This is a genomic window from Bacteroides intestinalis DSM 17393 (genome assembly GCF_000172175.1).
GTDB classification, from domain to species: Bacteria; Bacteroidota; Bacteroidia; order Bacteroidales; family Bacteroidaceae; genus Bacteroides; species Bacteroides intestinalis.
This window is the reverse complement of record NZ_ABJL02000007.1, coordinates 210,697-234,227: the sequence shown is the minus strand read 5'-3', so window position 1 is coordinate 234,227 and position 23,531 is coordinate 210,697. Positions and strand designations below refer to the sequence as shown.

Here is a 23,531-nt window from a genome sequence, read left to right as displayed (position 1 = left end):
AATATGGATAAAATGAAGTCTTTATTCTTCTCATCGCTATTGACGGTGGTGGCTACTTCGGGACTGGCACAGAACCCGATCATTCAGACAAATTATACGGCCGATCCGGCTCCGATGGTATATAACGATAAAGTATATCTTTATACTACCCATGATGAGGATAATTCCACCTGGTTTACGATGAACGACTGGCGATTGTATACCACGAGTGATATGGTGAACTGGACCGATCATGGGGCTGTTCTGTCATATACCGATTTCAGTTGGGCCAAAGGGGATGCCTGGGCTCCGCAATGTATCGAAAGAGGTGGGAAGTTCTATATGTATGTGCCTGTGATTTCGAGAATCAATAACAGAGGTGCTATTGGAGTGGCAGTGGCTGATAGTCCTTACGGCCCCTTCTATGATCCGCTTGGAAAGCCATTGGTTCAGAGTGAATGGGGAGATATTGACCCGACGGTTTTTATTGATGACGATGGACAAGCTTATATGTATTGGGGAAACCCGAATTTGTATTATGTGAAATTGAATGAAGATATGATTTCCTACAGCGGGGATATTGTACGTGTACCTTTGGTAGCAGAATCGTTTGGTAAACGCGAAGGCGATGCCCAGAGAGCCACTCTGTATGAAGAAGGCCCCTGGCTTTATAAACGGGATAAGAAATATTATTTATTCTGGCCGGGAGGTCCGCTGCCCGAGCATATCGGATACTCAACCAGCGATACTCCTACAGGTCCGTGGAAATACGGTGGAGTAGTGATGCCTGCCGGTGGCGGAGCGTTTACCATCCACCCGGGAGTTATTGATTTCAAGGGTAAAACTTACTTTTTCTATCATAACGGACAGTTGCCCGGAGGTGGTGGATTCAATCGTTCGGTATGTGTGGAAGAGCTTAAATTCAACAAAGACGGATCTATTCCTCAACTGAAGATGACAGAGGGTATTATCAAAGGGATTACGACACTGAATCCGTATGTAAAAACGGAAGCGGAGACTATTGCTTTTTCCGAAGGATTCAAGTCTTTCAAAAATGATCAGGTGGGTGTTTTTGTTACGGCAATGAAGAATGGTAGTTATACTTGTGTTCGCGGTGTAGATTTCAAGGCAACCGGTGCAACGAAGTTCAGTGCCAGAATAGGAACTACGCATAATGATCCTGTAAATCTGGAAATCCGTCTGGATGGTGTCGACGGGCAATTGATAGGGACAATGAAGGTACCGCGTACAGGAGGAAGTGATCGTTGGGACTTACGGACTATTGACATTACAAAAGTGACCGGAGTACATGATTTATATTTTATAGTAAAGGGGCGGCCTGCTACCAATCTTATGTATTTTGATTATTGGATGTTTTCTAAATAACTTGTACTAAATACTATGAGGAATAAAAGGAAGTATATCAGAACAACAGGAATCATCCTGTTGTTCTGTGTTGCTTTGTTGAATACGGCATGTGTTTCAAAGCAAAAAGAGAAAGTCGTTCTTGAACTGAACCAGGGAGTGCTTTCGCTGATACCATTAAATCAAAATGCTGTCCGGGTACAGTTTTCCCAACCGGGTTCGGCGCCTATGGAAGAGCTTATCTATACAGAAAAACTTCCTGTTCCTGAATATGAAGTTACAGAAGATAAGCAATCGCTGGTTCTATCTCTGGATGAAATTTCAGTGGAATTCGACAAAGGTACGGAAGTTTTGACTTTTAAAGATGCGAATAAGCGCATCATTCTTCAAGAGAAAGTTGATGGGCGTTTCATGAAAGCTTCTTCTGTACAGAATGAACCTACCTATCAGGTGGAACAGCATTTTGTTTCTCCGAAAGATGAATATATATACGGTACAGGTCAGTTTCAGGACGGTTATCTAAATATCCGAGGATTGACACGGCGCTTGACGCAGGTAAATACGCAGATTTCTATTCCTTTTATTCTTTCAAGTAAAGGCTATGGGCTGCTGTGGAATAACTATGGATTGACAGATTTTAATCCGGCAGACCAATTTGTGGAGTTGACTCCCGCTAATGCAAGTGGAGAGGCTGTTACGGTAAATACCACCGGTACGAGTGGAAATGTAAGGGAAACCAGACAAACCTATTCGTTTACAGCTTCGGTGGAAGTACCTCGTTCCGGTAGCTATTCTTTGTTGCTGGATGTGGGACAACGAATGGCACGGAAGTATTATCTGGTTATTGACGGACAAAAGATTATGGATGTCAATAATTTATGGTTGCCTCCCACTACTTCTGCCATTGTGGAGCTGACAGCCGGTAAGCACGATATAGAAGTGCAAGGTGAACGTAATGATAAACCTGTGTTATATTGGCGTCCTGTTTCAGAAGAGACTGTATTCCGTTCCCCGGTTGCCCAAATGTTAGATTATACGGTTTTCGCTGGTAACGGAGATGAAGTGATCGCCAGCTATCGGGAACTGACCGGACCTGCCCCCATGATGCCTTTGTGGAGTCTGGGATATATACATTGCCGGGAACGTTATAATACTCAGGCGGAATTGCTGGAGAATGCCCGTGAGTTCCGGGAACGGAAATTGCCTATCGATATAATTGTACAGGACTGGCAATATTGGGGAAAATATGGCTGGAATGCCATGAAGTTTGATGAAGACAGATATCCTGATCCGGGAAGTATGATGAAGGAACTTCATGAGATGGATGTGCGTCTGATGATCTCTGTATGGTCTAAAATTGATGCTCAGTCCGAAGTGGGAAAACAAGCCAAGGAAAAGGGATATTACATACCGGGCAGTGACTGGATTGACTTTTTCAATCCGGACGCAGCGGCTTTCTATTGGCAGAATTTCCGTACCGGATTATTGAAATATGGTATTGATGCCTGGTGGCAGGATGCCACTGAACCGGAGAATGATGATTTGCAGAACCGTCGCATCAATCGTGAACAAACTCCGGGAGAGGTTTACCGGAATGTATATCCGATGTATGTCAGCAAGACAATCTATGAAGGTTTACGTCAGGATGATTCAGACAGGCGAGCTATGATTTTTACTCGCAGTGGATTTTCAGGAATGCAACGTTATGCAGCCGCCACATGGTCGGGAGACGTAGGACATGACTGGGAAACCTTACGTCGGCAAATCGTAGGGGGATTGGGGCAGATGGCGACAGGGCTGCCTTGGTGGACTTATGATGCAGGTGGTTTTTTCCGTCCAGGCGACCAGTATACAAATACCGGATATCATGAACAGTTGATCCGCTGGATACAGGCAGGAACATTTTTCCCACTGATGCGTGTGCATGGCTATATGAGTAATACCGAGCCGTGGCGATATGGAGAAAAGGTGGAACATATCATTGCCCGATATCTGGATTTACGTTATAGACTTCTTCCTTATATCTATTCACAAAATGCTGCGGTTTCATTCAATGGTTCTACTTTGATGCGTCCGTTGGTGATGGATTTCCCTGAAGACCGTTTTGCACTGGAACAAAACTATCAGTTCATGTTCGGACCTTCTATACTGGTGGCTCCGGTGGTAGAAAGCGGTGTTAACCGAATGAAAGTTTATCTTCCGGAATGTGCAGCCGGCTGGGTAGACTTCTGGGATGGTACACCTCATAAGGGAGGGATATTCACTGATATAAATGTGGATCTTATGAAGACTCCTTTATTTGTGAAAGCGGGTTCTATATTGCCGTTAGGACCTCAGAAACAGTATGCAGCTGAGGAGACGGAACAACCGTGGGAAATCCGTATTTATCCGGGGGCTGATGGTTCTTATTCTGTTTATGAAGACGAAGGAATCAATTACAATTATGAGAAAGGTCAGTTCAGCACGTTTGATCTGAAGTGGAATGATTCGGATAAAACCCTTACTATCAGTGACAGAAAAGGTTCGTTTGCAGGAATGAAGGAAAGAATGGCTTTCAATATTGTAATTGTAACGCCGGAATCGGGCACTGGAATTTATCAGCCAAAAGTGAACAAGAGCATTGTCTATGAGGGAAAATCAATGGTGATATCACTGTAGTGTTTTTTAAGGCAATGATCTGGAAATATCTTAAAATATGAAGAATAATATGAAACAGTTTTTAGCCCTCGTAGGGTTTGTAATAGCGTCCATTACTACAGGATGTGGTCAATCCCATACTGTGTGGCTTGATGATTTGGATCTGACAGCTATGACTCAAGGTAATGGAGTAGCTATGAAAAATAAGTCGGTTGACGGTAAAACCCTGACAATCGGAGGACAAACGTTTGAACGTGGAGTAGGTACCCATTCAGTCAGTGAGATAGCAATTCAATTGGATGGCAAAGCCGTATCATTTACGGCTCAGGTAGGGCTGGATGATGAGATCATCGAACATAAGACATCTGCCGAGTTTGTTGTAATAGGAGATGGAGCCAGACTTTGGTCCAGTGGAATTGTAAAGGCGGGAGATGCGCCTAAATTATGTTCGGTTTCACTGGATGGAGTCAAAAGGCTTGAACTGATTGTTGCTGATGGTGGTGACGGGCCTTATTATGATCATGCTGACTGGGCGGATGCAAAGATTATATCAAAAGGAAAGAAGAGTTTTCCTACACTTAAATTCATTGCTACGGAACCTTATATACTGACTCCACCTGCTCCCGCGACGCCGAGAATTAATGGGGCTTTTGTGTTTGGGGTGCGTCCCGGTTCCCCATTCCAATATCAGATAGCGGCTACAGGCGATCGTCCGATGACATTTGCAGCAGAGGGATTACCGGCAGGATTGGAGATTCACCCGGAGACGGGTCTGATTACGGGTAAACTAACTAGGGCTGGTACATTTGAAGTGGTTTTGCAGGCGAAAAATGTGAAAGGGACGGCAGAAAGAAAACTTCGTATTGAGTGTGGTGACAGAATTGCTCTTACTCCGCCGATGGGATGGAACAGTTGGAACTGCTTCGGACATGAAGTCTCGGCTGAGAAAGTGAAGCAAGCAGCAAGAGCTATGGTTGAAAGTGGTTTAGTGAATTATGGCTGGACTTATATCAATATAGATGATTCATGGCAACATCACAGAGATCCCAACGACCGGACCAGAGGTGGACGGTTACGTGACGATCAGGGTAATATCATACCTAATGCCCAATTTCCTGATATGAAAGGGTTAACGGACTATATACATTCACTTGGACTGAAAGTGGGTATTTATTCTTCACCCGGTCCGTGGACTTGTGGAGGTTGCGTAGGCAGTTATGGTTATGAAAAGCAAGATGCTGATATGTATGGTAAATGGGGATTTGATTATTTGAAATATGATTGGTGCAGTTACGGGGGAGTTCTTGACCGTGATTTAGATAAGGATCCTTACAGTGTGTCTTCCTTGGCATTTCAAGGGGGTGGGGATTCAATTGCCGGTAGAAAACCATTTAAGATTATGGGTGATTATTTACGTCAGCAGCCCAGGGACATTGTTTATAACCTGTGTCAGTATGGTATGGGAGATGTCTGGAAATGGGGAGATGACGTTGGAGGCCAGTGTTGGCGTACGACTAACGATATCACGGATACTTGGGAAAGTGTAAAAGGTATTGCTCTTTCTCAAGACCGTGCAGCTGCATGGGCGAAACCCGGTAACTGGAATGATCCGGACATGCTGGTTCTTGGTATTGTAGGTTGGGGAAATCCTCACCAAACCAAGCTTAAACCTGATGAACAGTATCTCCATTTCAGTCTTTGGAGTTTATTCTCTGCACCGCTTCTGATAGGTTGTGACTTGGAGAAAATGGATGATTTCACCCTAAGTCTGCTGACTAACAATGAGGTGATAGCTGTTAATCAGGATCCTTTGGGTAAACAAGCCACATGTATATATTCAATAGGGGAATTACGTATTTATGTGAAAGAACTTGAAGATGGTAGTAAGGCGGTTGGTTTCTGTAATTTCGACCGCGAAAAGGCTGATATCTCTTTCCGTGATTTTGATAAACTGAATATTACGGGTAAACAAACTGTGCGTGATCTTTGGAGACAAAAGGATATAAGAACCTTGGATACAGGACGGAAGCCATTGCCTCTCAATGTTCCAGCCCATGGGGTACTTCTTTATAAATTTACACCGGTTCAGTGAGAATATAAAAAAATAGAATTACTTACTTAATTGTTTTTATCATGAGAAACACTCTTTTTATTGTTAGTTTATATCTGATCTTATCCGCTTGTGGTGAGAAAAGTAATGAAGTGAAGTTTATTTCGGAAGGTAATCCGATAGTGACGGATAAGTTCACCGCTGACCCGGCACCTATGGTGCATAATGGTAGACTGTATCTCTATGTGGGTCACGATGAGGCTGAAGAAGGACAGGACTTTAACATAACCGAATGGCTGTGTTATTCAACAAAAGATATGAAAACATGGACCGATCATGGCTGTGTGCTGAAACCTACGGATTTCTCGTGGGGAGTTGGAGAAGCATGGGCCTCCCAGGTTGTAGAGAAAGATGGGAAATTCTATTATTATACAACGGTGCAGGCTGATGCGCCATATAATAGTAAAGTAGTAGGCGTTGCCGTGTCAGATAGTCCGACGGGACCTTTCATTGATGCTCGGGGTACACCGCTTATTACAGATGATATGACTCCTAACGGTCCTCGTGGATGGTGGAACGATATCGATCCGACTGTTTTAGTGGATGATGACGGCACACCATGGATGAGCTGGGGTAATGGTACCTGCTTCTTAGTGAAACTTAAACCCAATATGACAGAACTGGACGGAAACATAGAGATTCTTAAAATGCCGAAATTTGTGGAAGGTCCATGGATTCATAAACGTGGAAATCTTTACTATCTGACGTATGCATCGATGGGTAAGGGGCGTGAAACCATTAGCTATGCCACGGCACCAAGCATGGATGGCCCATGGACGTATCGTGGAGTCTTGACAGGAATGGCAGAAAATAGCTTTACCATACATCCGGGAATCATTGAATTCAAGGGACAAAACTATCTGTTCTACCATAATGCAATACTTACCATAGATAGTAAATCCGGTGCCACAGGGCGTCGAAGCGTGTGCATTGACTACCTGTATTATCTACCCGACGGACGTATGGCGTATGTTGAGCAGACCAAAGAAGGCATTACTGTGAAGCCGAAGACTGCTGCTGAAGTAGCTGAGATTGTAAATCCATACACTGATGAAGAAGAGGTTGTGGTAGAAATAGTGCAGAATGATACAGAATCTCGAAAAAACTGAAGGTGCTGACTTACACAGATGACTATTAAGGTTTTAGTTCGTTATTGCTTGAATAGATCGTATCTCTATAGATTGTAACCCTGCGCTCCTGAGTCGAATCGTTCTTGATGGAGGTAACATCCCCACGTGTCGTAAAATAGACATAGTTGCCTCTGTCATAAAAGCGATATACTTTGCACCCATCGTGCTCAAAGAGATAACTGACCTGATAGGTCGTATTATTCTCCGATTCACCTACCTTTAGCGGAATAGAAGTGTAACAAGCTGTAATTCCCATCATTATGAATGAGAGAATTAATAATTTAGTTATTGTTTTCATAGTCGGAAGTATTTATGTTTACCAAATACAAAGATAAAGTTTTTCCCGAATTATATTTCCGGAAATAGATTTTATCTATGCTTTCATAGATAAATACAATGAATAAAAAGTGTGTAAATATCAAACAAAAAACTTATTTTTGTGTTGTTAATATGAATGACTAACGACAATTGATACGTAATTTACTAACTAAATAAGAAAAAAGATTATGGCTAAAAGTGTTAAGGGAACTCAGACAGAAAAGAATCTGTTGACCTCATTTGCAGGAGAATCACAAGCAAGAATGCGTTACACTTATTTTGCAAGTGTAGCAAAGAAGGAAGGTTACGAACAAATTGCTGCTATTTTTACTGAAACAGCTGACCAGGAAAAGGAACACGCTAAGCGTATGTTCAAGTATCTGGAAGGTGGTATGGTAGAAATTACTGCAAGCTATCCTGCCGGTGTTATCAGCACTACATTGGATAACCTGAAAGAAGCTGCTGCCGGTGAACACGAAGAATGGTCTCTGGATTATCCTCACTTTGCTGATGTAGCAGAAAAAGAAGGTTTCTATGAAATTGCTGCTATGTACCGCAACATTTCAATTGCCGAAAAAGGTCATGAAGAAAGATATCTGGCTTTCGTAAATAATATCGAGAATGCTACAGTATTCGCTAAGGAAGGCGAAGTAGTATGGCAATGCCGTAACTGTGGTTTCGTCTTCACAGGTAAAGAAGCTCCCGAAGTTTGTCCGGCTTGCTTGCATCCGCAGGCTTACTTCGAAGTGAAGAAAGAAAACTATTAAGAAATTCTTATTTCTATGATAAAGAACGCCCGGGTGTTTCGTTTGAAGAAACATCCGGGCGTTTTGCATTACAAGCGTATGCCCTCATAGGGGAGGTCCTTATACTATTTCTTTGCGTGCGGATAATCAATCGTATAATGTAATCCGCGACTTTCCTTGCGTTCTATTGCCTGACGGGTAATCAGGTAACCGACATTGACCATATTACGCAGCTCGCAAATAGCTTTGGATGCCTTGCTGCGCTTGAAAAGATCTTCCGTCTCTTCATATATCATATCCAAACGTACCCAAGCACGTTTCAGGCGTAGGTCACTACGTACAATACCTACATACGCACCCATAATCTGGTTGACTTCTTTCATGCTTTGAGTAATAAGCACCATTTCTTCGTTAGTCACAGTACCTTCTGCATTCCATTCAGGTATTTCATGATTGAATTCATAACGGTCGAGCATGCTTAGTGCATGTTTAGCAGCAGCATCGGCATAGACAACTGCTTCAATCAAAGAGTTGGAAGCTAAGCGGTTGCCTCCATGCAGACCAGTACAGGAACATTCTCCTACAGCGTACAGGCGGTTGATAGAAGACTCTCCGTTCAGGTTAACTTTGATACCACCACACAGATAATGTGCGGCAGGAGCCACAGGTATATAATCCTTTGTGATATCAATACCTAAACTGAGGCACTTTTCGTAGATGTTCGGGAAATGCTTCCTGGTCTCTTCCGGATCTTTATGGGTAACATCCAGGTAAACATGATCATCACCACGTTGTTTCATTTCACTGTCGATGGCACGTGCTACAATGTCACGAGGAGCAAGAGAAAGACGTGGGTCATATTTCTGCATGAATTCTTCGCCTCCCATGTTGCGCAATACGGCACCATACCCGCGCATTGCCTCTGTTATCAGGAAACAGGGGCGGTCTCCCGGATGATAAAGGGCAGTTGGATGGAATTGAATAAATTCCATATCCTGTACGAAACCCTTGGCACGGTATACCATAGCAATCCCGTCTCCGGTGGCAACCAATGGGTTAGTCGTATTTCGGTAAACGGCACCCACACCACCCGTAGCCATGAGAGTTACTTTAGAGAGGAAAGTATCAACCTCGCCTGTATCTTCATTCAATACATAGGCTCCGTAGCACTTGATACCCGGGGTATGGCGGGTTACAATAATCCCCATGTGATGCTGTGTGATGATTTCTACGGCAAAATGGCGGTTGAATATCTCAATGTTAGGATGCGTCTTTACAGCTTTGATAAGGCTTTTCTGTATTTCGGCGCCTGTATTGTCTTTATGATGCAGGATACGGAATTCAGAGTGTCCGCCTTCTTTATGTAAGTCGAAGTCTCCTTTGTCATTCTTGTCAAATTCTACTCCCCACTCTATCAGTTCCTTGATTTGTCCGGGTGCTTCACGTACCACTTTTTCTACGGCGGCACGATCACTGATCCAGTCACCTGCAATCATGGTGTCCTCAATGTGCTTATCGAAATTATCTACCAGTGTATTGGTTACTGAGGCGATTCCCCCTTGTGCGAAGAATGTATTAGCTTCTTCCAATTCCGTTTTGCAGATGAGCGCTACTTTACCTTTATGAGCTACTTTCAGAGCGAAACTCATGCCGGCTATACCGGAACCAATTACTAAAAAGTCGAACTCTCTAATCATATTTTGTATGTTTAAGTACTGCAAAGCTACGAAATAAGTAGTTTCATTGTACTTTTCCCGTATATTAATTCATAAAATTATGATAAGAACTGTTTAACAACTTCATCCAGAGACTCTTCTTTTGCAAGTCCTATGTTCTTTCGCATACGTGAACGTATCATATTGACGCTGTTACGGTTAATACCCATAATCAGAGCTATTTCATCCGTACTTTGGTTCATGCAGATGAGCATGGCAAGCAACTCTTCATTGCGGGTGAGTTGCGGATAATATTCCCGTAATCTGGGTAAATAAAGTGGGTGTATTACAGCAAACGATTGTCTGAAATCATTTTCGTCTTCTTTGCTGAGAAGGTTCTGCCCGGTCAGTTGGCGGATAGAAGTCAGGTTGTTGGTAGCCATTGCCTGTTCTATCTGTTCGGTTAGCTGCTCGTTACGGCGGTTCAGTTCTTGCTGGCGGGTGATTAATTTCTTTATTTCCTGTTTATGTTTTCCTAAGAGCAAACGATTGGACTTTCGTTTATTTATGAAATAGGCAACAGAAATGATAAGTGTCAACAGCAGGGTAATTGAAATACATATATTATAGAATAACTGTTGCTTTTGCAATTTCACTTGTGCTGAGAGCAAAGTATTTTCTTTTTCTTTCCGTTCGGTATCAAACCGGATATTGGCAGCAGCGACAGCACGCATCTTTTCAGCTAAATTCAGTGAATCTGTAAAAGTTTGACTACGTTTATAGCAACGGACAAATGCGTCATTCATATTCATACTTAGGTAGTAGTCCATAAGTATATTGTTGGCTTTTTGTTTTCCGGATCTCATATCCATGCTTATAAAACCTTGTGCGGCTTTCTCTATCAGAGGTATTCCTTGCGTAGCTTTTCCTGTTTGTAATAGAGCTCGCCCTAAATGAAGTTCCAGTTCATATTTGGCCCATTGCGGCATGCGGGAACTGTCCGGACAGATACTTAACGCAAGCGTTAACGCCTTTTGTACAGAATCGGTATAGTCTAGATAGGCTTCTACTGTAGTAACTTTGTTCACAAATACTCCTTTGAAGCTACCTTGTAGGGCTGATATTTTCTCAGCCTGGTTTAAATAGTAGAATATTGAATCTTTAATTCCTGTTTGACCGAATATGGCCGCCCGGTAACGATAGAGATCGCCCAGTCCGAAACTGTCTTTCAGAAGCGAGTAATGTTGGGCTTTCGTATTCAGTTGCAAGGCACGGTCGTACATGCCCAGTTCTGCATAAAGGTTGGCTTGTTCGCCATAGGCTATTACGATATTAGGGGGAGCTATGCTGTCGGTATAACTGCTGATGGCTTCCTGATTAATGGCGACAGCTTTTTCATATTCTCCGATGAGGCGATAATAAATACCGAGTCGGGACATGATGCGAAGCATATTCCGGTACTTTCCTCCCTGCCGGTAAGCTTTCATGCCCTTTTCTAATATTCGGATGGCTTGGGGGATATCATTTCCGGAATAGATATAAACTCCGCTGATTATTTCTGCTTGTGGAATAAAGCGGTCTGTGTCCTCATAGTCAGGTAGTTGCAGGTATTCATTGGCTAACTCGATGGCTTGTTCATTGTCTCCATACATTTGGTGCATACTTGCCCGGGCGGATAACAGTTCATGTTTACAGTTTTCTTGTATGAACGGAATCTGGCTGAGACTATCCATATACTCTATGCCGGAACGAAATTGCTTACTTTTTAAGTAGTTGTAATAAGAGATAGAAAGTATCTGCCGGGCATATTTGATCAGCGTGTCATTCTTTTCTGTATCATTTACATTTACCAGTAATTCCGCTAACTTTATTTTAGTCATATTTTCAGTTTCCCGGAATTTTTCCTTTTTTAGTAATGTGGTGAGTTTTTCTACTGTTTGTTGCCACTGTCCGACATCTTCTGTGCTTGGAGAATGTGAATCAGTAGAACAAGCTCCTACAAATAGTAAGAGCAAGAATAATGGCTTCCTTATATTCATGATTCTAAAAACTTACTTTGTTTGGGCAAAGATACAATTCCATTTGGAAAAGAAAGAAAATGATATCTATAATTTTATGACTTTTATTCATGGTTGATAATGAGGAAGATACATTTTTGTATATTGGATTGTATATTGGCTGTTTATGATTTTATCTTATAGTTTCTGCAAATTTGCAACTAATAATAGAAAACTAACCGACAATGAATAAAGTAGAGAAAATATCCCGATTGTGTATGAAAGAGATCAGTCGGGCTTTGATAGAAATGATTTCCGAAGACTCGCCTTATGCTTCGAAAGATATGCTTTGCGGAGCGCGTGGTGCTGTTTTCCGCGAGATATTTATTTTCCATTATCCGGACTTTATAGGGAAAGTACAGGAACTGATTCCCGGTGTTACGAAAGATGAGGAACTGCTTTGTATGTTGGTCGCCCTTGGACAGTCTGTAGAAGAAATTGAGAAACTGTTTTGCCTGCCTGCCGAGCAGGTATATATGTTCCATAAATCGGTATGTTGGAAAATGAGGTTGGAGGGAGAAAAGCAGTTAGGTGATAAACTGAGGGAGATATTAGAAGAATAACTCACGTCGTTCCATAAAAATACCTATCTTAGCAGCAAAAACAGAATAAAATGAATCGTATTTTCCATGCCCGCATTGCTGTGGGACAATATTTGTTTTTGGTGCTGGCAACGATCATCGTCATTTATGCCATGTGGATGCAGCATGCCGTTATGGCTATTCTTTTTATGCTCCTGCTCATCATCGCTATCGAGCGCCTCATCCATACTACGTATACGCTGACCACAGACGGCAGGCTTCTCCTTTTTTACGGTCGCTTTTCCCGTTCGGAGGAAATACTCCTGAAAGACATTATTTCTGTAGAGCGTGCCTCTTCTATGAAAATAGGACGTTTCGCTGTGATGCGCTATGTGCTGGTGAAGTACGGAACGAAGGGAAAATGTGCTTTGTTGCTTCCGGTGAAGGAAGATCTGTTCATAAAAACTCTTACTAATCGTTTAAGTGAAGTGAAGAAATATTAATTCTCGATTTTCTTTTTGCAGCCTTCCGGAAAGTCGTTCGTCTAATTTCTAAAAATAAGAGAAATGATGATGAATTTGACTTGTGCTATTTTGCATGCCGACCAACAGGTGAGTGAACTACTGGAAATGTTCATAGCCAAAACACCTTTTCTTTCTTTGTGTGGGAAGTACAGTAACCCTATTGAGGCATTGAAAGGTTATTATGACAACAAGGTACACCTTTACTTCGTAGGAATCGGGCAGGAAGAAATGGAGGGAATCAACGGAATGGAATTCAGTAAATTGCTTTCTCCGTTCACTCGTGTCATTTTTATTGCAGATACTCCCCGGTATGCCGCTGAGTGCTTCCGTCTGGATGCATTGGATTACCTGATATCTGAAATCAATTTTCCTATCTTTTTTGAAGCGGTGAATAAGGCTTCGCGCTGGTTCAGTCTGAAAGGTGAAACAGGGATGCAGCTTACTGTCGTTTCCGAAAAGTCTCAGGCAGATGCATCTCAGCCCGAAATGTCTAAAGTGATTTATGTAAAGTCTGACAATCGGATTTTCCGTTTGGATATATCCAGAATATCTTATATCGAAGGGTTGGGCGATTACGTGAAGATTTATAGTAAGGATGAACCAAAGCCTATACTGAGTCTGTGTACAATGAAATATATGGAGGAGAGGTTACCTTCTGATGAATTTATACGTGTGCACCGCTCGTTTATTATTCGCAAAGATTGCATACGTACCATAGAGAGCAGTAAAATTGCTCTGGATAAAAGAAGTATCCCTATCGGAGAGGTTTACCGAAAGAAGTTGAAGAATTATATTTCTGATTATTCTGTCCTTTAGTATGCTTCAATGCTTGTTGCCGGAATTGACTCATATCCTACAGAAATGAATTAAAGAGTGATAAGGTGGTAAAGTGATAGGGCGATAAAGTAGCTGCGCTATATATCGCAGGGATTTGTTAGAATTTATTGATAGCAGCATAGGCTCTTGTAACTTTCTGATTATCAGTATTGTTAAACCATGCCCTATTCAGTCGTATACTGAACCCTATTCAGTATACGACTGAATGGCATTCACTATACGACTGAATTAGGTTCAGTATACGACTATGTTAGGACTATATATCATTTGTAAACAATATGCACCGCTATTCTGTTCTTTTAGTTCATAACCCGTCAGAAGAATACTATTCCCTTACCTCAATTTTGACCGTGATATTCTTTCTCCAAACGTAATATTCAGATTCATGCTGAATCGGCTTTCCTGCATCAGACTGCTGCGTGAATTGATTTGTTTCCGCCAGGTGGCGCCTAATGAAAGATAGGAGTACCGGATAGGAAAACTTGCTCCTGCACTCACTTCCAGGTATTGCATTTTTCCACCTCGCAGATTTATATACGAATTACTTAAACCTATTCCCCCCATCAATTCAGTGGACCGGGGAAGGCGTGGATTGGTAATATAGGCTCCCCCGATGTTCAATTTGTGCTGGTTTTCGTATTTCATGGAAGTGTAAGATGAGGTATTGCGACTCCAATCCAGGTAATTATAATCGGTGGTCACTACCCAACGTTCGGTAGTCATTGATATTCCGGCACCGATGTGCATAGGCAAATATTGCGTCCGGCTATGATAACTCTTATCGACACCTTCACTGGTGGAAGAATTGCTATAGGTCAGATTGTTTTCGTGGTTAACCTGAAGGGAGGGGGCAAATACAAGTCCCGCTGCCCACTTTTGGTTTCCGGTGGTATTGAATTCATAATGTATTCCGAAGTCGGCATAAAAAGCACGCTTAGAAGATTCGTACTCCACAATGGCACTTTCTTGCGTTTCGCTTTGGGTCACCGTTCCCAGTATGATACCCAGATTTATGCCAACGGACAGGCGTTTGGTTAATGCAAAGGCATTAGTAAGATAACAACGGTATAATCCTCCCGATCCTTCAAATAAGGAATAGGTATAACTTCCGGGCATACCTTCCACTTCTTCTTCGGTCTGAATAATGTAGCCCACGCTGCTATAGGGTGCAGCACCTATCATGGCATACCAGCGTGGCAGGATTCTGCATCCTATGCTGAAGCGGTTGGGATTACCCATAAAACTGGAACTGTGATCATTCTGAAAGGAATAACGGGCATATGAAGCCGATGCACCGACATCGAATATGAAGCAGGTGCTGTCCATTCGAGTAATGGCTGCCGGGTTCAAGGTATTTTGGAATCCGGTTCTGTTCAGGGCAATACCTATGTTGCCCATTCCGGCATAACGTCCGCCGTCACTGGTACTTAGTTCACCCACTCCATACATAGAAGTGGGTAGATTGGTGTTATTTTGGGCTATGATGGAAAGGCTTACCGCACAGAAGCTGCACAGCATAAGGGGAATCCGGTGGTAATGTTTCATTTTTCGTTGTATATTTTAAATCTGATCTCTAATCTGCATTGTCTCTCCTGGTCGGGGTCGTTGGTGAAGATTATTTGATTGAAAGTCATTGTCATTTCATTCTCTGGTAGACTCAGGAGTAGCTTCTGTCGTTTTATGCCCCACGTACCGAAGTTGTTGCGGATGAATTCGGTTACGTCAAAGGAATAATAAGTATCTCGCCCGAACATATCGTCCACTGTCAGATTTCCGGTCTGTACCGTAACACCATCACTGCCGTATACATAATCTTCCAATACATTGTTTTCATCTGTGATGTAAAGGCGTATATCTTCCGGTAGTTGGTTTAGCTTGTTATAACTTCCGGTCAGCGGATAGAGGTAAAGTGTGGCGCTTTCTATGGAAACAATTTCTCCTGCATCCTGTAAATTATTCAGATGGGGAAATTCTATCTGATTATAGAATCCTGTCAATCCTTGCATATATGCCCGCCTGCCCAGACTGCCGGAGTGGATAAGGTTCTCTATTCCGCTTTCCAAGGTAGCGAGAGGGGTACTGGTGCGATCGTGACGGATACTGGTATAGGCATAATCAGTGTTCACACTGAAGATCAGTTCTTTTTCTGTGCGTTGACTGGCTATCTCTTTATAGTGCAGAGTGATGGCCATGGATGAATCGTTTACCATGAATCCGGTGATGCATTCTCCGCTGTTTTCGGCCATGAGTGCCAGTCCGGGGAACTTTTCTTTGAACTTATCCTGGCTGTCGAAATAGTCTTCTTCTGTTACGAGATCATTCAGTAACTCTTTTCCCAGTTCATCGGGCAGACGTATTTCTAACTCCTTCTTTCGTCCGGGGCTTGGCGTGAAAGTGAAACTGAATAGAGGCATGCTTTCGGTAGGCAGGATAGTACTGTTGTATAAATCTTCGTCATCGTCCAGATAGATGGCTTGTTTTAGCCGGTAAACAGATATTCGTTGCTGTGTTAAGGTATCGCCCCAGAAGTTGCCGGAAGGCGTCATCCTCAGTACTAACGAGTCGAAGCTGTAACTATAATCCTCGTTGGGAGTAAAGCTGTTTTTAGAGTATTCGGCATAGTAAGCGGCGGAGACCTCACCCCATGAGGCATCCTTATAGTGTCCTAACTGACAAATACTGTCTCCCCTGGTCTCTATGGAGTCCATAAGAATGGTACTGATGTCCACCGTACAAGTATCTACATATACATTATAGAAAGAACTGTTCACCAGACTTTGTCCTAATTCTGAATTTTCATCCTGACAAGCACAGATGGCGGCGATCATTATAATCAGACTATACAATAACTTTTTCATTGCTGCGGTTTTTAGAGTCGCAAAGGAAAATGAAACTTCTATATCTTCCTATTAAAATCGGCTATCGGGCAGGTTTTATCGGTAAAGGTATTTACCGGAAATTTAGTGCCGTTTGTCGGTTATATTTGTTGATGAAGTACCTGTAGCCTACTTTTGTTACCAAAAATATAGTAAATCAAAATAAGTTCTGAGAAAAATGAATCGACTATTATTTGGAATGATACTGCTGGCGGTTGGATGCTTGGCTGGCAGTTGTACGGACGACGATGAATACACCCAGGGTGTATGGATGAGAAGATCGGACTTGGACGGTGTAGCGCGGGGACAGGCTGGCAGTTTCACCATTGGAAATAAGGGTTATCTGTGTTGTGGCTATCGTGGGTCGAATAAGACCTATCTGAAAGACCTTTGGGAGTACAATATGGATGGAGATTATTGGACACAATGTGCCGATATGCCCGATGCAGCAGCGGGACGCCATAGTGTGGCTTCGTTTGCCTTGAATGATAGAGGTTACATTACTACCGGCATTCAAAAGACCGAACCCACATATCTGGCAGATACCTGGGAGTATAATCCCGCTACGGACTCCTGGACTCAAATGGATGACTTTGGTGGTGGTGCACGCTACGGTGCATTGGCTTTTTCGATTGGAGGATACGGCTATGTGGGTACAGGGTTCAATGATAATTATCTGAAAGATTTCTATCGCTTTAATCCTAATGCCGCTGCCGGAAAGCAATGGGAAATTGTAAATGGATTCGGGGGATACAAGCGTTGGTATGGTACGGCTTTCGTTATAGATGATGTAGCTTATGTCTGCTGTGGGCAGAACAATAACACGCTGGTTGATGATTTGTGGAAATTTGATGGTGACAACTGGGCTCAGTTGCGTGACATTGCCAATACTAATAGCGATGACGATTATGATGACGATTATGCTATAGCGCGCTTAGGTACTGTATCTTTCGTGATAGATGGAAGAGGGTATATTGCTACCGGAACCCGTAGTGGCGTAACCAGTGATTATTGGGTGTATGATCCTGGTGAGGATTTGTGGTATGGTGACTCCGATGATGATTATACTCCACTTACGAGTGTACACAATGTAAGTTCAGGAGGTTCGTCGCGCGCCTATGCTGTATCTTTCTCTACGGGCAAGCGTGGCTTTGTATTGACGGGGGCTTCGGGAACCAGCTATTTTGATGATGTTTATGAACTCCTGCCCTATGAGCAGGAAGATGTTGATTAGTGTTTTTGTGATTTATGAAGCTAGTGTTTATTGTAAAGATTGGTGTACTGTCCCTGGTGGCAGTATGCCTTTCTTGTTTCTCCGGCTGCACGAATACCGATGAGACGGAATTTACCTGCCGCGCCATGCAGGCGGAGGGTGGCTATGGGTATATGGTACTCCATAAGGGAGATACACTGATTCGTCAGCCTTATATACCTGCTGTAGGGAGGAAAATAGCTTTTGCAACGAAGGAAGACGCCTTGAAGGTAGCGAAGTTGGTTTGTCGTAAGCTGGATGAAAAGCAATCACCCAGCATTAGTAAAGAAGAGATTACAATGCTGGGTATTATAGTGAATAGAGAATGAGTTATTCTTGCGAAGGTAGTTCGCTGACTTCCGTACGGGGTTTCGTGTGAAAGTAAGGAAACTTCCTCGACATTTCTCCTTTCACAATTTTCTCTTCTTGTGTACGTACATTTGTGAGTGTCAATGTATAGGTTATTTGGTGCAATTTATAGAGTATCAGTCCCGAAATTTTGGTTTGTTTCTGAGGGGGAGTCTCTACTTTCACTTCCGTATATTTTAGTTTGCTGTCATACTGTTGTGGAAATAGGCTATATTTCACTTTCTCACCTGTCAGCTGTATTTTTTCGTCTACTATTTCCGGGACATCCACTAAAGGTTCTTCGTACTTCAATAATTTGAAGGCAAGATCGTTGGGGCAGTGGAACTGATATTCTTCAGGTGCATGGTCATAAGGAAATATGGTAGTAGTGGTGGAATTGTCCGTATAGTTTCGGAAGGTAAGGCCATAGGGGCGTGAATCCATCCAGAATTCTCCGTCTCCTTCTTCCAGTGAGTAGGTGATGCTTTTTATTTCATATTTATCTCCGGGATTTTGCTGTACAATGATCTGTTCTGTATAGAGTCCGCTGCTGGTACTCAGGTTGATAATTAGTCCCCGTTCTTCATCTTCCAGGTTCTCGTTGGCCTGTATGGTCAGGGCGTCTTCTTTATCTCTTGTGATGCTTCCCCAGTCAAAATAGATCGTGCCAAATCCTTCCAGTCCGCTTGCCAACTGGTTCCATCCATCAAGGGAAGTAAGTGAAACTATCTTCCAGTTGGTCCGGCTCATGATAATTTCCACACTGTTATTATTTCCTTCCATGATGACTTTCTTCATAGGAGAAAGGCGTTCATCTTCACCGTTATCACAAGCTGTCCCACATAAAAGAATGAAAGTGGAGAACAATAGCAGTTGGAATAAGTTTGTTCGTTTCATGTACCTTTAGTTCCGTTAGTTTAAATAGCTTTTGTTTATAGACGTATTTTATTGAGGAATACTGCAAGCAAAGGTATGTTTTTTTAGTAAGAAAAAGATAAGGGGCGGTGCTTTTTGTAGAATATTAGTTGTACCTTGTAGGTCTTTAAATCAACAAAATGCATATAAAGTATGGAAAACGAATTACAGATAATCAGAGAACAAGAAATAGAAGCATGCTTAATAGAACTGAGAGGACAGAAAGTTTTGTTGGACAGAGATGTGGCAATGTTGTACGGAGTGGAAACGAAGAGGGTGAATGAAGCGGTGAGGAATAATCCGGATAAGTTTCCTAAGAACTACATTATTGAATTGAATGAAAGTGAGATACGACATTTGCGGTCGAAACTTTCGACCGCAAATTTATCCCCTAAAGTACGTGCAATACCTAAAGCTTTCACCGAAAAAGGTCTTTACATGCTTGCTACCGTTTTGAAAAGTCCTCGTGCTACGGCTACAACTCTTGCTATTATAGAGTCTTTTGCCCATTTGAGAGAGCTCTCTCGTAATCTAAATATCTTGTCAACAGAAACAGATGAAGGCAAACAGAAAACATTAACCCAGCGCAGTAGCGAGTTACTTCACGAATTATTGTCTGTAGAAGAGATGGAAGATACAACAGAAACCGAATCTTCGATAGAACTGAATTTATATGCTTTAAAGATGAAGCGTACGGTGAAAAAGATAAAGAAAGGATAATTCTTTTGTGCAGATAAGAGAGGTTTTTATTAACTTGCAGGCAGTTTATAAATAACCCCTGTATACATGGAAAAAATATTCAAATCGAAAGGTATGACTACTACTGAAAAATGGGTAATAGTATTTGTTCTTACTTTTATGTGCGTTGCATACCTGTTGTTGAAAGAAGCGTCTGCCTTATGTGGATTCATTGTGGCTATTCCTTTCCTGATCAGTAATTACCAAAGGAAATATATCATTAAAGAAAATGGAGACCTTTGGGTGAAGACAGTGTTCGGTGTATCTCAGAAGGCGATCGGAGTGAACTGTATCCTCTATAACCCGTCTGCCAAAGGATGGCAATGGCGCGTTCGCCAGATGGTGGTCAGGTATCAAAATGGATTGAAGAAAGGCTTTTTCCCGATTACTCCTGCTGACCCGGAAGGGCTGATAGCCGCACTTAAAGAAAAGAATCCTGGTCTTGAGTTGCAATATACCTATAAATAAATAGAAACTATGAAATACCAAGTTGCCATTATCGGTGGAGGTCCTGCGGGATATACTGCTGCCGAAGCTGCCGGGAAAGCCGGACTAAGCGTAGTGTTGTTTGAAAAGCAAAGTTTAGGTGGAGTCTGTCTGAATGAAGGCTGCATCCCTACCAAGACTTTATTGTATTCGGCAAAAACGTATGATGCTGCGCGTCATGCTTCCAAATATGCAGTCACTGTTTCCGAAGCCTCATTTGATTTATCGAAGATTATTGCCCGTAAACAGAAAGTGGTGCGTAAACTGGTGTTGGGTGTTAAAGGTAAGCTGACTGCCCACGGAGTGAATATCGTGCAGGGAGAAGCTACCATTATCAATAAGAATACCGTGCAGTGTAGTGGTGAGACTTATGAGTGCGAGAATCTGATTCTATGTACCGGTTCGGAAACATTCATCCCTCCTATTCCCGGAGTGGATACTGTACCTTTCTGGACGCACCGCGATGCTCTAGATAATAAGGAACTTCCCGCTTCACTTGCCATTATTGGTGGTGGAGTAATTGGTATAGAGTTTGCCTCTTTCTTTAATAGTCTGGGCGTGCAGGTCACTGTTATCGAAATGCTTGATGAAATCCTGGGAGGTATGGATAAAGAGCTTTCCGCTCTTCTGCGTGCGGAATATGCTAAACGTGGAATCAAGTTTATGCTTAGTACGAAGGTCGTATCTCTTGCTGAGGCTTCTTCCGAAGACGGGAAGCCACAAGTACAGGTTAATTTTGAGAATGCAGAAGGTACAGGCAGCGTGCTTGCTGAGAAACTATTGATGAGTGTAGGTCGTCGTCCGGTAACGAAAGGTTTCGGGTTGGAGAATCTGGAATTAAAAAGAACGGAAAGAGGGAATATCTGTACAAACGAACAGATGCAAGCCTCTGCTCCGGGAGTATATATATGTGGTGACCTGACTGGTTATTCTTTACTGGCACATACAGCCGTTCGTGAGGCGGAAGTAGCTGTGCATACAATACTTGGCAAGAAAGATGTCATGAGCTATTGGGCTATTCCCGGTGTAGTATATACCAATCCGGAGATTGCAGGAGTAGGGCAGACGGAAGAAAGTCTGCAAATGAAAGGTATTAATTATCGCGTTGTAAAACTCCCGATGGCTTATTCCGGTCGTTTTGTTGCTGAGAACGAAGGAGTGAACGGAGTTTGTAAACTTCTGATAGCAGATGACGAGACCATAGTGGGAGCGCACATACTGGGTAATCCGGCTTCTGAAATTATCACTCTGGCAGGCATGGCTATCGAACTGAAACTGACTACCGAAGCCTGGAAGAAAATAGTATTCCCGCATCCCACGGTTTCAGAGATTTTTAAAGAAGCGTTGTAACCCGATAAACATGAAAAAATATCTGTTGTCTCTTGTTCTTTCCCTCTTGTTTATCCCTGTGACCGTATGGGGGCAAAATACGGCTGCTAAGGGTCTCTCTTCCCGTCTGGATACCTTGATTAAATATCAACTTCCTGTCGGCTCCAACGTTGGCATATCCATATACGACTTGACTGACGGGAAGTCTTTATACACTTATCAGGCGGATAAGCTCTCTCGTCCGGCTTCTACTATGAAACTGCTGACTACTATTACCGCCCTTTCCCATCCGGATGCGGATGATCCTTTTAAAACAGAAGTATGGTATCAGGGCGTGATTGAACAAGATACGCTGAAAGGTGATTTGTATGTTGTGGGTGGATATGACCCTGAATTTGATGATGAAGCTCTGGATTCATTGGTAAATGCGGTAAGTCGTTTCCCATTCTCGGTGATATCGGGCCATGTATATGGAGATGTTTCTATGAAAGACTCCATTTATTGGGGAAGCGGTTGGGCTTGGGATGATACGCCTGCCTCCTATCAACCTTATCTCTCGCCATTGATGCTGAATAAAGGTCTGGTCACTGTTACGGCTTCTCCCGGTGAACGGGGTCATTTGGCAAGTCTCGATTGTGTTCCTGCCTCTTCTTATTATACCGTAACGAATGAAACCAAATCCCGTACTCCTGCTGCCGGGCGTTTCGGGGTTTCCCGGGATTGGCTACAGAATGGTAACAACATAGTTGTAAAAGGGAATGTAGAAGGCAAGCGTACCGGTATGGTGAATATTTATTCTTCACGGGATTTCTTTATGCATACTTTCCTCGAACGTCTGCAGGCGAAAGGTATTCAATGTCCTGTAAATTATGCTTTCAACGAATTGCAGAAGGATAGTCTTTCGGTTCAAATAGCTTTGTTTGAAACTGCCATTCAGGATGTAATCAACCAGATTATGAAAGAAAGCGATAACCTGAATGCTGAGGCTTTGCTTTGTCGTCTGGGCGCGCAGGCCACTGGTAAAAAGCATATTTCCGATGAAGATGGGCTCTCTGTTATCCGTAAACAGATAAAAGCTTTGGGAGAAGATCCGGATTATTATAAACTGGCTGATGGCTGTGGACTTTCCAATTATAACTATATCTCTCCCAATTTGTTGATTGCTTTTCTTAAATTTGCCTATTCGCGTACGGATGTTTTTCAGAAACTATATAAAGCTTTACCTATCGGTGGTGTAGATGGAACATTGAAGTATCGTATGAAACGCGGAACTCCTTCTTATAAGAATGTACATGCCAAGACGGGTTCTTTTACAGCTATTAATTGTCTGGCAGGTTATCTGCGGACAACAAACGGACATGAGATTGCTTTTGCCATCATGAACCAAAATGTACTTTCAGGAGCTAAGGCGCGTGCTTTTCAGGATGCCGTGTGTGATGAAGTGATTAGAGGAAGATAAAGTAGATCATTCATGTAAGAAAAACAATTAAAATGAAAGGAATAATTGATGTATTGAAGAGTGTTTGGCAAAAGCTTATGGGAAATGAATTTACTCGTTGGTTGGTCTATATAGGTATTGTTGCTTTCTGTTTTTGTATTGTTTATAATGCAGGAAAAATATTGGGCAGTTGGATTGCCGTATAATGACTTTTGTAGAAAATATAAACGGGGCTTGCTATCTGTATGGTGGCAAGCCCCGTTTTTAAAG

General features: G+C 42.6%; 21 protein-coding genes. 15 read left to right on the top strand and 6 right to left on the bottom strand.

Annotated elements, in window-relative coordinates; genetic code table 11:
- The first annotated feature begins 3 nt into the window (after positions 1-3).
- From BACINT_RS04955 to BACINT_RS04940, 4 genes are read left to right on the top strand one after another with little or no spacing between them, the layout of a single operon-like run.
- Positions 4-1,365: a glycoside hydrolase family 43 protein gene (locus tag BACINT_RS04955; RefSeq protein ID WP_007661072.1), complete on the top strand. Its 1,362-nt coding sequence runs from the start codon at positions 4-6 to the stop codon at positions 1,363-1,365.
- 15 nt (positions 1,366-1,380) lie between these two features.
- A complete protein-coding gene (locus tag BACINT_RS04950; protein ID WP_007661071.1) occupies positions 1,381-4,002 on the top strand; it encodes a glycoside hydrolase family 31 protein in 2,622 nt (873 codons plus the stop codon).
- A gap of 37 nt (positions 4,003-4,039) precedes the next feature.
- On the top strand, positions 4,040-6,073 hold the full coding sequence (locus tag BACINT_RS04945; protein ID WP_007661070.1) for an NPCBM/NEW2 domain-containing protein: 2,034 nt from the start codon (positions 4,040-4,042) through the stop codon (positions 6,071-6,073).
- Between the two features lie 41 nt (positions 6,074-6,114).
- Entirely contained in the window at positions 6,115-7,200 is a 1,086-nt protein-coding gene (locus tag BACINT_RS04940; protein ID WP_007661069.1) for a glycoside hydrolase family 43 protein, read from the top strand.
- Between the two features lie 25 nt (positions 7,201-7,225).
- Here BACINT_RS04940 and BACINT_RS04935 read toward each other — a convergent pair whose 3' ends face one another.
- Entirely contained in the window at positions 7,226-7,519 is a 294-nt protein-coding gene (locus BACINT_RS04935) for a DUF4884 domain-containing protein (protein WP_007661068.1), read from the bottom strand.
- 208 nt (positions 7,520-7,727) lie between these two features.
- Between BACINT_RS04935 and rbr the strand changes: the two genes are divergently transcribed.
- The gene (gene rbr / locus BACINT_RS04930) at positions 7,728-8,306 is read left to right on the top strand and encodes a rubrerythrin (protein WP_007661066.1); all 579 of its coding nucleotides are present in this window, start codon (positions 7,728-7,730) and stop codon (positions 8,304-8,306) included.
- A 104-nt stretch (positions 8,307-8,410) separates the two neighbouring features.
- Here rbr and nadB read toward each other — a convergent pair whose 3' ends face one another.
- Together nadB and BACINT_RS04920 are read right to left on the bottom strand one after the other, a co-directional pair.
- Entirely contained in the window at positions 8,411-9,982 is a 1,572-nt protein-coding gene (gene nadB / locus BACINT_RS04925; RefSeq protein ID WP_007661065.1) for an L-aspartate oxidase, read from the bottom strand.
- 77 nt (positions 9,983-10,059) lie between these two features.
- Positions 10,060-11,979, bottom strand: a complete 1,920-nt coding sequence (locus BACINT_RS04920) for a tetratricopeptide repeat protein (protein ID WP_007661064.1) — start codon at positions 11,977-11,979, stop codon at positions 10,060-10,062.
- 203 nt (positions 11,980-12,182) lie between these two features.
- Between BACINT_RS04920 and BACINT_RS04915 the strand changes: the two genes are divergently transcribed.
- The 3 genes from BACINT_RS04915 to BACINT_RS04905 all read left to right on the top strand — a co-directional run bounded on the left by BACINT_RS04915 (position 12,183) and on the right by BACINT_RS04905 (position 13,858).
- Entirely contained in the window at positions 12,183-12,560 is a 378-nt protein-coding gene (locus tag BACINT_RS04915; RefSeq protein ID WP_007661063.1) for a hypothetical protein, read from the top strand.
- Between the two features lie 50 nt (positions 12,561-12,610).
- Positions 12,611-13,021, top strand: a complete 411-nt coding sequence (locus tag BACINT_RS04910; RefSeq protein WP_007661062.1) for a PH domain-containing protein — start codon at positions 12,611-12,613, stop codon at positions 13,019-13,021.
- 63 nt (positions 13,022-13,084) lie between these two features.
- Positions 13,085-13,858 (top strand): LytR/AlgR family response regulator transcription factor, encoded by a 774-nt coding sequence (locus tag BACINT_RS04905; RefSeq protein ID WP_007661061.1) that lies wholly within the window; start codon positions 13,085-13,087, stop codon positions 13,856-13,858.
- Between the two features lie 354 nt (positions 13,859-14,212).
- Here BACINT_RS04905 and BACINT_RS04900 read toward each other — a convergent pair whose 3' ends face one another.
- Together BACINT_RS04900 and BACINT_RS04895 are read right to left on the bottom strand one after the other, a co-directional pair.
- Entirely contained in the window at positions 14,213-15,424 is a 1,212-nt protein-coding gene (locus BACINT_RS04900) for a hypothetical protein (protein WP_044154785.1), read from the bottom strand.
- Positions 15,421-16,737: a DUF4270 family protein gene (locus BACINT_RS04895; protein WP_007661059.1), complete on the bottom strand. Its 1,317-nt coding sequence runs from the start codon at positions 16,735-16,737 to the stop codon at positions 15,421-15,423. Before BACINT_RS04895 ends, BACINT_RS04900 begins: the two co-directional genes overlap by 4 nt.
- 196 nt (positions 16,738-16,933) lie before the next feature.
- On the opposite strand from BACINT_RS04895, the gene BACINT_RS04890 reads away from it, so the two are divergent.
- Together BACINT_RS04890 and BACINT_RS04885 are read left to right on the top strand one after the other, a co-directional pair.
- A complete protein-coding gene (locus BACINT_RS04890) occupies positions 16,934-17,989 on the top strand; it encodes a Kelch repeat-containing protein (RefSeq protein WP_007661058.1) in 1,056 nt (351 codons plus the stop codon).
- Between the two features lie 14 nt (positions 17,990-18,003).
- Positions 18,004-18,336 (top strand): DUF4907 domain-containing protein, encoded by a 333-nt coding sequence (locus BACINT_RS04885; protein WP_007661057.1) that lies wholly within the window; start codon positions 18,004-18,006, stop codon positions 18,334-18,336.
- A gap of 1 nt (position 18,337) precedes the next feature.
- Here the strand turns inward: BACINT_RS04885 and BACINT_RS04880 are convergent, their stop codons facing one another.
- Positions 18,338-19,252: a hypothetical protein gene (locus BACINT_RS04880; protein WP_007661056.1), complete on the bottom strand. Its 915-nt coding sequence runs from the start codon at positions 19,250-19,252 to the stop codon at positions 18,338-18,340.
- Positions 19,253-19,423: 171 nt separating this feature from the next.
- Between BACINT_RS04880 and BACINT_RS04875 the strand changes: the two genes are divergently transcribed.
- From BACINT_RS04875 to BACINT_RS24140, 5 genes are all read left to right on the top strand, one after another.
- Positions 19,424-19,990 (top strand): ORF6N domain-containing protein, encoded by a 567-nt coding sequence (locus tag BACINT_RS04875; protein ID WP_007661055.1) that lies wholly within the window; start codon positions 19,424-19,426, stop codon positions 19,988-19,990.
- 66 nt (positions 19,991-20,056) lie between these two features.
- A complete protein-coding gene (locus BACINT_RS04870; RefSeq protein ID WP_007661054.1) occupies positions 20,057-20,476 on the top strand; it encodes a hypothetical protein in 420 nt (139 codons plus the stop codon).
- A 9-nt stretch (positions 20,477-20,485) separates the two neighbouring features.
- Entirely contained in the window at positions 20,486-21,844 is a 1,359-nt protein-coding gene (gene lpdA, locus BACINT_RS04865) for a dihydrolipoyl dehydrogenase (protein ID WP_007661053.1), read from the top strand.
- A gap of 10 nt (positions 21,845-21,854) precedes the next feature.
- Positions 21,855-23,282, top strand: a complete 1,428-nt coding sequence (gene dacB / locus BACINT_RS04860) for a D-alanyl-D-alanine carboxypeptidase/D-alanyl-D-alanine endopeptidase (RefSeq protein ID WP_007661051.1) — start codon at positions 21,855-21,857, stop codon at positions 23,280-23,282.
- 32 nt (positions 23,283-23,314) lie between these two features.
- Complete coding sequence (locus tag BACINT_RS24140) at positions 23,315-23,467, top strand: hypothetical protein (RefSeq protein WP_007661048.1); 153 nt, start codon at positions 23,315-23,317, stop codon at positions 23,465-23,467.
- The last annotated feature ends 64 nt before the right edge of the window (positions 23,468-23,531 follow it).